This is a genomic window from Propionivibrio sp. (assembly GCF_029255185.1).
Taxonomy (GTDB): domain Bacteria; phylum Pseudomonadota; class Gammaproteobacteria; order Burkholderiales; family Rhodocyclaceae; genus Propionivibrio.
The window spans coordinates 1-14,159 of record NZ_JAPUVO010000130.1 but is presented as its reverse complement, the minus strand read 5'-3'; the positions used below and the strand labels follow the sequence as shown (position 1 = coordinate 14,159).

The window sequence follows — 14,159 nt, the reverse complement described above, 5'->3', positions numbered from 1 at the left end:
CTGGGTTATTGCAGCTGGGGAGAATATTCTGGAACAAATTTCTGTAACTGCAACTTCAACTCATTCGAAGTGGCTGGTGCTGGTGCATGTAGCCAGCAGTCCAGATTTTTCTGCCAGTCAGTATCAGGAGCCGTTTCGGCCTGCGCCACCCGCAATTTTGGATGCGGCGTTGGGAGGGTGCACTCGTGGTCGGTCAGCAACTCCTCGAAAAGCTTTTCACCAGGACGCAGACCAGTAAACTCAACACTGATTTCGTCTACCGAGAAGCCTGACAGGCGGATCATGTCACGCGCTAGATCGGCAATTCGGATCGGTTCGCCCATTTCGAGAACGAAAATCTCACCTCCCTGCCCCATCAATCCAGCTTGCAGCACGAGTTGTGCTGCCTCGGGAATCAACATGAAGTAACGAATGATATCCGGATGAGTGACTGTCACTGGCCCACCCCGCGCGATCTGCTCGTGGAATTTCGGAATAACCGATCCATTGCTGCCAAGAACATTGCCAAAACGGACAGTGACGAAGCGTGTACCGTCTTGCTGTAGGCCGCACAGCACACGCTCAGCCAGGCGTTTGGTTGCGCCCATGACATTGGTCGGATTAACCGCCTTGTCGGTCGAAATCAGTACCACCTTTTCGACGCCGTAACGCTGAGAAACCTCGGCCAGGCACTTGGAACCCAGCACATTGTTACGCACCGCCTGCCAAGCATTTTCGCCCTCCATCAGTGGCACATGCTTATAGGCGGCGGCGTGGAAAACGACCTCTGGAGAATAGTTGGAAAATACCCGATCAAGACAGGCGTCGTCTTTCACATCACCGACAACGCAGGAGATTGAAAGCTCGGGAAACTGCTGCAAGGCCTCCTGCTCGATCTGGTACAGCGCGAATTCCGAAATGTCGATCAGGACCAACTGGCGTGGGCTGAACTGTGCAATCTGGCGCACCAGTTCCGAGCCGATCGAACCCCCAGCACCGGTGACCAAAACCACTTTCTCGCCAAGCCAGGCGCGCAAACCGCGATTATCTAATTGCACGGGCTCACGGCCAAGGAGATCTTCGAGTTGTACCTGTCGAATCTGCGAGACCGCCACCTTGCCCGTCAGCATATCGTCAAGGCTTGGCACAGTAAGCACCGAAAGGCCAGCCTGAACTGCCACCTCCATGGCATGGCGGCGCTCCGCCGATGAGGCTTCGGGCATGGCCACAATTGCCTTCAGAACCGACAATTGACCTGCCCATTTGGGAAGGTCATCAATCAAGCCGAGAATCTTGACGCCCCGCAACTCATTCCCGATACGCGAAGTTTCCTCACTGAGCAGACCAACGATGCTCCAGTCAGGCGACTGCGCTAATTCTCGCAGCAAGCGTTCGGCAGCATCGCCGGCGCCAAGAACAAGCACTGCTTCTCCCTTAACCACCATGCGACCATAGAGCATCTGATCTTGCCACGCGCGATAGACGAAACGGCTTCCTCCCATAAAAACGATCAGTAGGATGGGGTGCAGCACAAGTACTGATCTTGGAACGGCTTGGACAGAAAGCATGAAGACAACAAAAGCGACGGAAAGAGCCGAAAGACCAACAGCAAGGATAATGCGCCGCAAATCCATGAGACTGGCGTAACGCCAGATACCCCGATAAAGACCGAACAGCCAATATAAAGGTGCGTGAATGCACAAAACAAGTAATAGCGCGCGACTGGCGCTGGCCAGGTAAATCTCGGGCAGATCGAGGTTAAAGCGCAGCCAATAGGCAAGAAACCAGCACACAATCACTGAGATAAGATCATGCGCCATGGCCAAAGCGCGCTTGGAGAAAAGTGGGGAACTCATCAATTAAAGAAAACTTTCGTTATAAGGCCGGCCATTGTACTTCATTCAGGAGGCACGATCGGGGCGGAAGTTATTACGCCAGCGCATAGATGTCTGAAGCAGCCTCTCTTAAAGACGTGGAAATTTACTCCACATGCGGTCTATCTTGATCGCCATGACTACGTAAACCAGCAGCCAAAACATTAACCCCAAAAATTGTCCCATTACGGGTTGCCTAAGAAAACACAGTGCAGAAGTACCAAGCAGAAACATTAATGCATATTCACAGATGGCCACTTTACGATGGCTCCAACCCATTTGCACCAAACGTTGATAATAATGAGAACGGTGTGCGCGCCATATTGTTTCGCCACGCAACTGACGTTTAATTAACGTCACCGTGGCATCGACGATGAACGGAGAAAATACCACCAGGGGAAACCAAAATGGCCAGGCAGTTGACCGCCAGCCTAGAAGCCCAATCGCTGCTGTAAGAAATCCTAGCGGTATCGAACCGGCATCACCCATGAAAATACGGGCTGGATAGAAGTTGTACATGAGAAAAGCGGTAGCTGATGCTACGATAGCTATACAAATTGCTGCCAATCCGCTATTCCCAACCAGCCAGGCGGCAATGGCGTAAGCGCCAAAACCAAAAATAGCCATGCCCCCCGCCAATCCATCTGATCCGTCCATAAAATTAAACAAATTGGTCATCCAGACGATACCCGCTGTCAATACGAGCATCGCCCAAGCGGGAACGGATGACATTGCCCAAACCAAAAAAATACCAGTCACAGCAAAATGTCCAAAAAATCTCAACGCGACCGGGAGGCCACGAACGTCGTCTACCAGCGATAACGCCATAAGCAAAATGGCACACACTGTCAATTGCATATTCCAAGGCTCACCAGTTAAGCCCACGGGTAAGAGCGTGGCACTAACAATAGCCAGGCCACCCGTTCTTGGGACAGGCACAGTGTGTAATGAGCGATGGTTAGGCTGATCAATGGCAAAATTCATCCGTTTAGAATGAAGCATCCAGTGCAACAGGAATATGGCCAGAACGAATGGCACAATGGCTGCCACAAAAATAATTTTCATTTTTTAAAAACTCTTTCCAGCCAACCACGCAAAGAATATTTTTTAATAAAATAATCCGGCAACTTGTTAAGCTGGGAAGTCATGAAGCTGTCAGGCACTTTTGGGTTATCCCTGTCAATAATACAAATTCGATTTGAATCGTAAAAATCATGCGTTGCAATTGCATGATTTGTGGTTATTATTTTCTTTCCTGTTACCAGCGCATCGAAGGTACGCAATGTAAGTCCAGATTGATTGTGGTTCTGTATATCGAGAACCGCTCCACAATTAGCCATTCGCCGATTTATCTCCTCGGCTGTAATTGGCTCATATACCAACCGATGCTCATCGATTACTTTGAATGATGGATCAAATATTTTCCGCAGCAGCAATTCGAGCCTGCTTCTTACAAAAAGGCTGTAATCAAATTGTATTTCATTGCCAATAGTCTTAATGATATTCGCTATTACACGAGGCCTGTCGCCATTGAGTGTTCCAACAAATAAAAGACTTTCGCTCTGCAATTTATCCTGGACCGACTTTATTTCACAACTGAAAAATGTCGGTTGGTAATCAATAAACGATAGTCTTTGGCAATCTTCAAGATCAAAACTTGCGACGTGGTCAAACAATTTTAGTTTTGATTCAGAATGTCTTACATTGGCAATGCTGTCCCATTGGTAGTGGATAAATTGAGCATCTGGATATCTCAACCGTAATTTTTTGATGAAATTTGGCGATACCCCCTCACCTTTGACGATGAAAACAATATCGCATTTTTCTATAGTTTTCTTATTCAGCCATCTGGTGAATATAAAATCGGATAATATCCAGACCAATTTCGGATATCGGCGAGTCAGAATCTTAATCAATAAACCCTCACCTGCCCGGTCACTATGATAAAAAACCGTAGCCCCCATGCTCTCAAGATCGGATTTGATTTTTATTTCATAACCAAAAAACTTCGGGCAGAAAAAAATTATATTTTTCCCAATTAAATTCATATCAGCCATACGCGATTGCAGTTCTAGTGATTATTGGCGTTTTTGATGATGGCCGGCACACCGATGACAGTCGAATCTGGAGGAACGGATTCGATCACCAAGGAGTTTGCTGCAATCCGCGCACGAGATCCGATATTGATCCCCCCCAGCACTTTGGCACCGGCTCCTATCATCACATCGTCATCAACGGTTGGCCGACTCTCGGGGTGGTAGTCCATCTGTGCGTATTTCGCTCCCAAGGTTACGCCCTGAAAGATGATGGCATTTGCCCCAATCCGACTCGCACCGATTACCGTTCCGTGGGTATGGGGCAACAATAGCCCGGGGCCAATTTCGCACCTTGGGGTGACTTCAATTCCAAACAGAAGCACATTGAGCCATGTAAAAACCGGACTCATACAGCGGAAAGTCCTGCTCAAATAACAAAACCGTGCAATGCGAAGAATGACGACGGGGGTGAAGCGAGGATTGAATATGTTCCCCCACTCAAATGGTTGAATTCCGCTTGGATGCTTTGGGGACAAGCGTATCAAGTCGGCCTTTAGCACGCACAGGAATTCACGAAGCGTCATGCGCCTACCTGCTGATTTCCCATCAAACCCTTTGCTTGCAACTCTTCAACTGAGCGGATGTAGTTGGCCCCGTCTTCGTGGTTTTGTGCGCAAACCCACCGCAAAAAATGATGCAGACCTTTTTCGAATGGTTCTCCGGGCACAAACTCAAGAACTTCATTTGTTAAGGACATGTCGGCGATGTTGTGGCGAATATCGCCAGCACGATAGGCTCCGGAAACCGCTATGGAGCTATCACTTCTGAAAAAAGCTCTGATTTTTTCTGCGACCTGCATGACGGTCGTGGCCTTCCCGGAACCTACGTTCAAAGCGCCAATGTAATTTCCCGAGAAATCAATACAGCGCAGGGTAGCTTCCACCACGTCATCTATATAGACAAAGTCACGCGATTCTTGACCATCTTCATAAATTTCGATGGGCAGATTCTGTCTGGCCAGATTGGAAAATACCGCAAGAATCCCCGTGTAGGGATTTTTTAGAGATTGCCCAGGGCCATAAACGTTCTGATAGCGAAGCCCAAATCCATTGATTCGCCTGTTTCGGGCATACATCAGAATCGCCTGCTCCTGAACCTGTTTGGTCAATCCATAGATTGACATGGGTTTGAATGGAGCACTCTCGGGGGTCGGTAGAAGTTCAAGTGGATCACCACACGCTGGACACACGGGCTCAAACCTGCCTGAAGACAGGCGCTCAACCGTTCGCTGTTCAGGATAGACGAGGCCATGCATCGCGCATCGATATGCGCCTTCACCATAGATGGCGCGACTCGATGCCATAACAATGGATTGAATGTCTCTTGCGCAACTCTCGTTTTGTAACACATCAAGCAATAGCGCTGTACCTTGAACGTTTACACTGAAATACTGCGCTATTTGATACATCGATTGTCCTGTCCCTGTTTCGGCAGCCAAGTGCACGACCATATCCACCTCGGTGACAGCGCGTTCCAAGGCTGCACGGTCACGAACATCACCCTGTATGAATTCAACACGACCTTCGCAAGTAAAATCGGACAACTTGGGCTTGCTGCCATGAATTTGTGGCTGCAAGGAGTCCAGTATACGAACGTCATGGCCACTAATAAGCAGTTTTCGGCACAGGTGCTGGCCTATGAAACCTGCCCCTCCGGTAACTAATATTGACTTTCCCATCAGTTATTTGATCCCACTCCAAATGCTCAGACAACCACCCGTGCCTGCCCTCTAATTGAAGACAAGGAAGGTAGTAGTCTCATTAATGAAAAATAGCGAATAGGGCCTACTATCCTCAAAATAATCCGTAGAAAGAAATAGATGACTTTGAGTTGAGTACCGTAATTTTCCAGGCTTTTAAAATTCTGACGTTGCATGGGCAGAATTTTTCTTGAAACCAGCCCTTTGGATTCGCCCCATTTTCGAACCGTGGAATTCGATGCGAATGGATTGCTGACGGCATCGAATTTCACCTGAAGACAGGCATAAAATCTGCGCATGGCGGCTGTGATGTAAACGCCATCATCAAAAAAATCGAAACTATAAGACATGGATTTGTATTCCTTCGCCTTATGTCGATTAAGCAGTTGCGCGTACGCCGCATACAACGGCAGAACATCTTCTCTTTCTTCTGGCGAGAAGCGGTTTTGCTTCATCGCGATGGCACCCGGTTCGGACTCGTCGAAAGATGAGAAATGAATGAAATACAATTTGTGTATGTCATTCACCAACCAGTGCCCATCGACTTTACTGAGGAATCTTTCATGTAAATTCCAGAATGACAAATTCAATCCAGGCTCACGCATTATCTTGACACCCGGGAAATACGCAGGCACCAGATCGATCCATTTCTGGTCCACAGCTAAACCCGTCTGAGGTTCATAAAAGCCGTGAGACAGACAACGGCTTGACCACCAATCTAGAAATTCAAACGCCTCCTTGCAATTTGAAACCCCGATGAAACCCAAGTTGTACGCGCCAAACCGAAGGAAATCGATATCGTTAGGAGATTTTCCATCCAGAACTGGGCTTAGCGCATGGGGTGTAATCACGATCGAATGCTTAGCCAGGGCATCGAAAACTGGAGTGAGGTGGTCGAAAATCTGGATATCGGGGTCAATATACAAAACCTCATCGTATTTGCCCAAAAGCGATCGAAGCGCCACGGGTTTCACATTTGTGCTGAATTCGATGATGTCATACATGAAAGCGTATTTGAGTACGCCAGGAATCCCAAGGTCTTCTACCCAAATCAAATTGCAATCGGTGTGCAGGGCTGCGAAATTTTCATCCTTGCGGTCGACAAGCAATATATAAAAGAAATGTTCAGGGTGATGATCAAGATAGGACTGCTGCAATACCTTTGCCTTGGCAAAGTAGTTTTTCGCGCAAATCGTTACGACAGCCACACGTCGATTCATAAGGTGTTTTTTCCTGATATAACTAATTTAGCTAACACTAGACGGATGAGTTGGATGGCAAATGGAGTCAACACGAATACAGTCCAAAAACCGGGAGATGATGCATAAGCCTCCTCAAAAATTACCATGCACAAGGGGTAAAGTGAGATTGCATAGAAATATCTGAAAAGCCGATGGCCTGGCTTTTGGCTCATCCGATAGAGAAACTGATGAAGCCCACCGAGGAAAAAAAACCATGCGAGTACCCCGACCCGACCCATGTCATGGTAAAGCGGGAATACAGCCGTATAGGTATTGGTTGGCATCGCTATTTCTGCTACCGGGTTCACCGCCGGCCTCATTGCCAAGTCTGCACCCAATCGGTTTAGAACTAATCTCATGGCGTTGGGCAGAAACGCGCCGCCTTCGATGCGAGGTTGTCCCGTTTTAACGAAATGATCGAACGCAGCGAAACTGGCTAGAAAGTAGGTTTTGGCATTCCATACCAGTCGGTCTGTGGCTGAAAAAGATGAGCTTGACGCTGCTGCCGAACTCTCTATTGCATTCGTCGGATTGGATTGAGCTTTAGCAGTTGCTTGCTCAATATTTTTTGTATGGCCTACTTCACAACTCCATACCTTCTCCTGCATCCATTCTTCTGCCGGGGCCTTATTGGTAACAAATGCGATCAGAAAAAACAGAAAGAAAAATCCCACCAGGCTAGCAAAAATTTCTTTGTAACCCCAAATTTTTTGGGCGTACATCAGATAGATCAAGGTCAGAACGAACATTAACAGAAGCAGCCTTCCGGTAGTGGCCAGTGCAGACAGCAAGCCCACAACGCAAAGCAAGATCACCGTTATTTTGGAAGAATGAACCGCATCGCTCAAGAAATACAATGAAAGCGCCGCACCAAAAATAAGGCATTTCATCAATGCGGCGATCTCTCTTTCCGCGATGTGATCCTTGACAATCTTGAGTCGCAAACATTCCAGCGGACGCGCTACATCAGCGATGCCAGTCACCTCGATAATGCGCTGTATGACAAAGAGGGCCACCACTGAGTAGATGAGAATCATCAAGAGCTTGAATCTCTCCGAAATGACTTCGGGCAATTTGACAACGGGCCAGCGCTGATCAATCCATTCTTGAGAACGATGGCCAGCAAACCCGTACTGCATAAGTTGTGCCCCGGACAAGAAGGCAATAACAGCGATGGCAACGACCGCCCAGGTTTCAGTCGCGAATGAGCCGAATACGACACCAAAAAATATCTGGCCAAGGCATTCAATACACCACAGGGATACAAAAATCACTCGCGGATCAAACAGCATGCCTAACCCCTTTTGTGTAAAACCACCACATCACCAACGCGTCGAATGAAACCCTGACCGTCCACGCCACAGCGGCACCTTCCAGCCCTAATAGCGATGACAGCGCATAAAGAACGGGAACGAAGAAAACGAGTTCCGTCAAATGCAACAGGGCTGTTTGCCTAGCCCCGACCTTTGCCTGAACCGCAGTGTAGAAAACAAAACCAAGGCTATTAACGAACACGCCGAAAGCGAGCAATGAAGCTATTCTCCAAGAAGCCTGAGCAAAGTCCTGTGACATCCACCACGACACAAGCGGAAAATAGGCTGCTGCCGCCAGGGTGCACAGTACGGCCATCGTCGATGTCGTGACAATAACGGCGCGCATCATCAGGCGATGCGTTTCCTGGTAGTCGGCCTGATACTCGCGTGACAGCCTGGGGAACAGGGCAGATCCAAGAGCACCGGGAAGAATCAGCAATTTGGTCAACACCTCAAAAGGAACGGTGTAATAAGCCACGACAGCAGCTCCAAACATGCCCGATATGACGAATCGATCCAGATAAATCAGTAGTGGACTGATGGTATTACTGATCGTCATCCAGGCGCCGAATCTCAGCAAATACGATTTTTGCACGGTGTTCCCAACGGTACTTGACCACTGGGGGATCGCTTTTCCAAGAAAATAGACGTAGATAACTAAGGTCAGTACTCTGGAGATGACCAGCCATAGGGCAACGGTTCCCAAGTCCGGCCCAAATGCAAAAACACTCAGAACAGGGAAAGCGAATGTAGTCACGCCCTGAAGAATGCGCGTGATGTTGACTCGATCAAACTGGCTATAGGCTTCAAGAACGCCCCGAACGCCACTGGACAACACCACGAAAGGAATCCCGATAGCCGACCAGACAAGTGCATGGTAGGTTTGCTGCTCGATTGCTTTTGAAACATGAAGCCAGGAATTACTCAGAGGATTGGCCAGAACCAAGAGGATGCCTCCACCCAGAAGACCAGCAAGACCGGCAAAGGTCAGTCCGGCCTTGATGATGCCAGCAATTTCAGCAGCAGAATTCGATGCCAGCTTTGCCGAAACATGGTGGGTAATCGACCTGCCCAGACCGAGATCAAACAAGCTGAAGTAGCCGATAAGGGTCCAGATTAGAGTAAGTACGCCGAATGACTCGAGCTCCAACTCTTTCATCAATACCGGAATCGTTACTGCTGCCATCAGCAATGGCAAGCCTGAGCCTGCGATATTCCAGAGCGTGTGCTTTTTAGTACTCAAGAAACAATTCGGTTGAAGACCTGCGGTGGATCAGAAACATCTGCCGATCCATTGAGCGGTTCGACAGAATCCAGGTCCTTGACCAGAAGACGAATCAATCCAGGCCAACTATCGACAAACGGCTGTTCCGGCGTGCATTCTCTGACCGACTCGAAATTCAGTTGGCCGTCAATAAAACCCTTCATCATCGCGGCCAATTCTCCCGCAGCCAACGGATTGAAGAAACGCACACGATCGTAAGTTCCCACCGTCTCGTGCGCATACGGCAAATCAGCGACCAGCAAAGGCAGCCCACAGGTTTTGGCCTCACTGATGGGCAGACCCCAGGTTTCCAGTCGTGAGGGGAACAGCAAACAATCCACATTTTTATACTGTGCGGCCATCTGCGATTGATTTTGGCGCCCGGTAAAAACAATGCCCGTCACGGCAGAATATTGTTTCAGCAGCATCCGTGCATAGCGGTTCTCATTACCGTCAATGGTCAGGCGAACTTCGAAGCCATCAACGCCTTGTGAATTTAGCAGACGAACCGCCTCAAAAATAATTTCCAGATTCTTCGGCACTCTGGGCAAGGCCGGATAAAAAAACACCTTGTTGCGCGTCGTGATCGTCCGCTCTGGCACAGGGGAGATATTGCCGGTTTTCATTTCAGGATAAGCAACCACCACCTCATCAAGACCAAAAGACTGTTGAAACTCATGTCGCAGCCACGATTGCTGAACGATCACATGCCGATTTCTGGAAATGCCCGATGCGTACAAATGCTTGTAAAACTTGTTGAATAGATACAGCTTCGGATCAAGCAGGGCAGCTCGCAGTGATACCGTAAAAAACGGGGCAGGGTTGTGGCAGTAGACGGCCTGCCTGCGAGCCGTGACGCGTGGCGTAATATCGTGCAAGGACAGCCACAAATCCGGCTTCAAGCGTTGCGAGAGGCTATTGAACTGAAACCATTCGTAATAGAGTCGCAGCAACCATGAGCGCTTGGCTGACGGAAACTCGATGAAAGTGACGCCCGCAGTGGCCTCGAACAAGTGTTTATCGTGCACCAGCGCTATCACCCGCCAATTTTCGGAGAGCACCTGACTTGTCGCTCTCAAGCATTCACGCAAGACGGTCAAAGGACCGCCCTCGCTGAAATTAACGGCTGAAATCACGAGCGTGCACTGGGATTCTTTATTCAAAATAGATGGCCGGAGAGAGCTTATTTTCTTAACACCCACATATCCTGGGCAGTGAAAGGGAAATTTGCCGATCGATGCTCAAGAACTTCGAAACATTTGAATAAATTTTCCGCCAGATATTTCGGAGAATGGCAGGCAAAGTACATTTTCTTTCCCTCTTCGAAATTACCTCTCACGACAACGCCCTCGGATCGATATTTCTCAATCTCATCCGGAAAAAGATCTTCCAGCTTTGACTCACCGTTGGTGGTAGTTATGAAAATACCGCCGTGTTTCAGTACCCGATAAATCTCTTTCACCCATGCCCTGCAGACATCATTGGACAAGTGTGTGAAAACTGATATGGAATAGCAGACGTCAAAGCAGTTCCCGCTCAACTTAAGTGGAGGATTCAATTCGTTTGTTAAAAAAGTAACGCCCGGGATATTCCGGGAGCACCACGTAATTGATTTCTCGTTGTAATCTGAGCCTGACACGTCCGTACCAGCCCCAAGAACTCCTGGCAAATGCCTGATAACTCGCGCGGGTCCGCAGCCCCATTCGAGGACTTTGAGGCCATCAGGCGAAGAACTCTGGTACTGCTTGATCAAAGTAGCCAGAAACGCAGCCGTCCCCTCCCCACTTGTCTTATAAAAATCCCAATCGGGTGCGGAGTAAGCATCAAAAGCCAGCTCGCGTGGAGGCGTTTTGAATTCAGGATGTGCCGATTTGAATTGCCTGTTCGGCCAATAGCACCTGATCACTTTTGCAAAATATCTGATATTTTCAGAGGCATTCAGCAGACCCAACTCTCGGATTGCCCGATTCGTCATTGCCAGAAACTTGTTCACTTTTTCTTGATCCCTGAAATTTTTAATTTCTTTGAAGCCAACTTGCAATCTTTCTGATCCAGAATCCAGCCAGGCCACGTAGAGTCCACAGAAAATTTCTGACCATCGCTACACCGTTAATTTGACGCGCCCTAAAAGACTCGAGAATGGGCCTGATACTGCTACGGCTGATTCCTGCGTCCTCGACATAGACCAGAATGGCTTGGCAGTCGACGACGCGCATCGTTTTTCGCATGCGTAGCAAGAAATCATAATCGCCTGATGACTTGAACGAGACGTCGAATCCGCCACCATTAACAACCCAGTCGCGCCGATGCGCAGACATCCCGTGCGCCATCGGCAGGTACTTTTCAAGGATATCCTTAGTGTATGGGCGCCCAATCAGTCCCGAAATCCGGCCCTTCCTGAGCATGATATTGTGGCCGTGGATATAATCCGCCGAGTTGTGTTCATGAATCGCGCTTAGCAGTGCAGTGATTGCATCTGGCGCAATTTTGTCATCTGCGCCGACAAAGCAAACGAACCTCCCCTGCGCCAAGCTTACTCCCTTGTTCCAGGCATCATAAATCGAGCGGTCTGGTTCCACGATCAGACCATCGATGTATTGGCGGTATCTTTCCAATACCTCTGCCGTTGAATCGGCAGAACACGCATCCACCACAATCAGTTCGGTTTCATCGGTGCGCTGCGCCTTGTAGGACTCAAGAAGATTGGGCAGTGTCGCTGCGGCATTCCTTGTCGCACAAATAACGGACAGGAATATTTCCCTTGAGTCCTTGCTCGACATCAGTTGCGGACCATCCAGAATGAACCGGGAATCGCTTCTGGATGATTGCGCAGCATCGGAAATGGGCGCGACATAGCATCAAAGTGATGCTTTGTTAACCAACTCAATGCACCCAGCACCCTGAATTGATTGTTGAAACTCAGAAAAGCCTCAAGCAGATATTGCTCGTTCCACTGCTTGACTTGGTCTACCACCCAGTCCTCGGGGTAATCCTGCGGTGTAAAGATGTCATGAATATGCACAAGAACACCGGATCGCAATTTCGGCAACAGTTCCAGATATTCGAACAGCACGTCACCTTGTGGCCGAATCACATGAGATGAATCGATAAAGAGAATGTCATTTGCACTCAAGCCTTCAAACACGGCTGAATCCACTTCCTCTACACGTTGCCGGATTACCTGGACGCCAGTCGATTCAAGCCATTTCATTTCGTACGGCTCGATGCAGGTATGCTGGCAGGCGTAGGTCGGATCGTCCGATTTGTTGGCATTAACCGCCTTGATGGCCATCAAGGTTGAAAACCCACTCCCCACTTCGATAATTTTTCCGGGCTGGAAATGACGGATTGCCGAATACAGATATTCAGAGTCGCCATAAAGGATCGATGGGTTTTCATAGAAAAACTCCGACGGCCCACTTTTAGATGGAACCTTTGGAATTCTTGCCAATTCTTCTGCGTAATCGAACTTGGACAACAATTCCAGTTGTTCCTGCCCATTCAAATCCAGTCCAAGCAAAGTACGGTCCTGATCGAGTGGCTTACGCAGATGCGCCGGATTGAACAAAGGTTCGTAATAATGATCTCGTAGTGGATACACCCCGAGCATGCAAAAAATTCTTTTGCTTACCCGCATTCGCTTGATCCCTGCCTTGCGAACAAGCCAGAGAATGAAACTACTCAATGCCACCAGCGGTGACATTAGTACATCAGCAAGAGGCAGAAACCGGATCGCGATTGATTTGATGGTTGATTTAATTTTTCTGTCCTATCTGCATTGTCAAAGTCTGTAAAGCAAGGGCATTACGTGCGAAAAAATATGCCATCGGCTTGGAGCGTCTGCCCGGAATGTGCATCCGTAAATCCCGGCTGCATTGCCCAAAGCGAAAATCCATCAGCTTCCAGGCGATCAATCATTTCTCTCCACAAATGCTGGCCTTCATAAAGAGGTACGAAAGAAAGCTCAAGAAGCACGCCTTGAAATCTCGACAATGAATCCTTGGCCCCATCGAGAACTTGCCATTCATATCCCTGAGTATCAATTTTCAAAAAAGCGGCCCTTGACTGGTCAAGATATGGCCTGACCAAGGTATCCAGCATTGCCATTCCAACCTTTTCTTTTCCCATATAAGCTGACTCCGGGGCAGCGTTCCGATGCGACTCTAGCATGGGAAAAATGGAACTGCTGACGGAATTCCCTGCAATATTGATTTCAATTTCACCATCATGGTCGCCCAACGCAGTTCGTGGGCAGACATCCCACTTTGGATCTCTGCTGCTTGTCTGCAGCAACTGATTATGGGCCGTTGAGAGGGGCTCAAATGAGAGGATATTGCCTTCATAGCCACCGCTTCGAATTTCTAACGCAAACTGCCCCTGATTTGCGCCAACGTCCAGAACCAGATCAATCCCGAATTTTCGCAGCGATGCAATTATTTGAGCCGTAGGCGATGACGCCGGGACAAAACGATGTGCCTCCAGTCCAATTTTTCGGAGACCTTTCTTAACTGCGGCTCTAAGAGACATTTCTCTGTAACTTTCCCTAAAATTTTGATTCATCCGACTTTTGTGTGGGTCACGGTAGCGGGATAGAGGTTGAGGCCACCACAGTGGAAATAGACAGCGATCTTGAAATTGTCTGGGTTGCGATAGCCACAAGCGCGTTTTTGGACGGTGGCGATCTTGGAGTTCA

13 protein-coding genes are annotated in these 14,159 nt (G+C 48.6%); all 13 read right to left on the bottom strand.

The window, feature by feature from the left end; translation table 11 throughout:
* Positions 1-5 precede the first annotated feature (5 nt).
* Positions 6-1,835 carry a nucleoside-diphosphate sugar epimerase/dehydratase gene (locus Q1J43_RS13405; RefSeq protein WP_301103005.1) on the bottom strand — a complete coding sequence of 610 codons (1,830 nt, stop codon included), beginning with the start codon at positions 1,833-1,835 and terminating at the stop codon, positions 6-8.
* Positions 1,836-1,943: 108 nt separating this feature from the next.
* Positions 1,944-2,918 (bottom strand): glycosyltransferase family 4 protein, encoded by a 975-nt coding sequence (locus Q1J43_RS13400; protein WP_301103004.1) that lies wholly within the window; start codon positions 2,916-2,918, stop codon positions 1,944-1,946.
* Positions 2,915-3,910: a hypothetical protein gene (locus Q1J43_RS13395; protein ID WP_301103003.1), complete on the bottom strand. Its 996-nt coding sequence runs from the start codon at positions 3,908-3,910 to the stop codon at positions 2,915-2,917. The genes Q1J43_RS13400 and Q1J43_RS13395 overlap by 4 nt, the downstream gene beginning before the upstream one ends.
* Positions 3,911-3,924: 14 nt before the next feature.
* Complete coding sequence (locus Q1J43_RS13390; protein ID WP_301103002.1) at positions 3,925-4,473, bottom strand: DapH/DapD/GlmU-related protein; 549 nt, start codon at positions 4,471-4,473, stop codon at positions 3,925-3,927.
* Positions 4,470-5,627, bottom strand: coding sequence for an SDR family NAD(P)-dependent oxidoreductase (locus Q1J43_RS13385; RefSeq protein ID WP_301103001.1), 1,158 nt, complete (start codon positions 5,625-5,627; stop codon positions 4,470-4,472). Before Q1J43_RS13385 ends, Q1J43_RS13390 begins: the two co-directional genes overlap by 4 nt.
* Before the next feature lie 26 nt (positions 5,628-5,653).
* A complete protein-coding gene (locus Q1J43_RS13380) occupies positions 5,654-6,868 on the bottom strand; it encodes a hypothetical protein (RefSeq protein WP_301103000.1) in 1,215 nt (404 codons plus the stop codon).
* A complete protein-coding gene (locus tag Q1J43_RS13375) occupies positions 6,865-8,181 on the bottom strand; it encodes an O-antigen polymerase (RefSeq protein ID WP_301102999.1) in 1,317 nt (438 codons plus the stop codon). Before Q1J43_RS13375 ends, Q1J43_RS13380 begins: the two co-directional genes overlap by 4 nt.
* Positions 8,171-9,445 (bottom strand): flippase, encoded by a 1,275-nt coding sequence (locus tag Q1J43_RS13370; protein WP_301102998.1) that lies wholly within the window; start codon positions 9,443-9,445, stop codon positions 8,171-8,173. Before Q1J43_RS13370 ends, Q1J43_RS13375 begins: the two co-directional genes overlap by 11 nt.
* The gene (locus tag Q1J43_RS13365; protein WP_301102997.1) at positions 9,442-10,668 is read right to left on the bottom strand and encodes a glycosyltransferase; all 1,227 of its coding nucleotides are present in this window, start codon (positions 10,666-10,668) and stop codon (positions 9,442-9,444) included. Before Q1J43_RS13365 ends, Q1J43_RS13370 begins: the two co-directional genes overlap by 4 nt.
* Positions 10,650-11,537, bottom strand: coding sequence for a class I SAM-dependent methyltransferase (locus Q1J43_RS13360; protein ID WP_301102996.1), 888 nt, complete (start codon positions 11,535-11,537; stop codon positions 10,650-10,652). Before Q1J43_RS13360 ends, Q1J43_RS13365 begins: the two co-directional genes overlap by 19 nt.
* Complete coding sequence (locus tag Q1J43_RS13355; RefSeq protein ID WP_301102995.1) at positions 11,482-12,246, bottom strand: glycosyltransferase; 765 nt, start codon at positions 12,244-12,246, stop codon at positions 11,482-11,484. Before Q1J43_RS13355 ends, Q1J43_RS13360 begins: the two co-directional genes overlap by 56 nt.
* The gene (locus Q1J43_RS13350; RefSeq protein WP_301102994.1) at positions 12,246-13,169 is read right to left on the bottom strand and encodes a class I SAM-dependent methyltransferase; all 924 of its coding nucleotides are present in this window, start codon (positions 13,167-13,169) and stop codon (positions 12,246-12,248) included. Before Q1J43_RS13350 ends, Q1J43_RS13355 begins: the two co-directional genes overlap by 1 nt.
* Positions 13,170-13,270: 101 nt before the next feature.
* Positions 13,271-14,026 (bottom strand): FkbM family methyltransferase, encoded by a 756-nt coding sequence (locus Q1J43_RS13345; protein ID WP_301102993.1) that lies wholly within the window; start codon positions 14,024-14,026, stop codon positions 13,271-13,273.
* Positions 14,027-14,159: the final 133 nt, after the last annotated feature.

Bases quoted from the DNA above. Each gene is read 5' to 3' on its own strand.
- Q1J43_RS13375 (WP_301102999.1), bottom strand. From the start codon at position 8,181: ATGCTGTTTGATCCGCGAGTGATTTTTGTATCCCTGTGGTGTATTGAA.
- Q1J43_RS13385 (WP_301103001.1), bottom strand. From the start codon at position 5,627: ATGGGAAAGTCAATATTAGTTACCGGAGGGGCAGGTTTCATAGGCCAG.
- Q1J43_RS13345 (WP_301102993.1), bottom strand. From the start codon at position 14,026: ATGAATCAAAATTTTAGGGAAAGTTACAGAGAAATGTCTCTTAGAGCC.
- Q1J43_RS13380 (WP_301103000.1), bottom strand. From the start codon at position 6,868: ATGAATCGACGTGTGGCTGTCGTAACGATTTGCGCGAAAAACTACTTT.
- Q1J43_RS13355 (WP_301102995.1), bottom strand. From the start codon at position 12,246: ATGTCGAGCAAGGACTCAAGGGAAATATTCCTGTCCGTTATTTGTGCG.
- Q1J43_RS13390 (WP_301103002.1), bottom strand. From the start codon at position 4,473: ATGACGCTTCGTGAATTCCTGTGCGTGCTAAAGGCCGACTTGATACGC.
- Q1J43_RS13350 (WP_301102994.1), bottom strand. From the start codon at position 13,169: ATGTCACCGCTGGTGGCATTGAGTAGTTTCATTCTCTGGCTTGTTCGC.
- Q1J43_RS13400 (WP_301103004.1), bottom strand. From the start codon at position 2,918: ATGAAAATTATTTTTGTGGCAGCCATTGTGCCATTCGTTCTGGCCATA.
- Q1J43_RS13405 (WP_301103005.1), bottom strand. From the start codon at position 1,835: ATGAGTTCCCCACTTTTCTCCAAGCGCGCTTTGGCCATGGCGCATGAT.
- Q1J43_RS13395 (WP_301103003.1), bottom strand. From the start codon at position 3,910: ATGGCTGATATGAATTTAATTGGGAAAAATATAATTTTTTTCTGCCCG.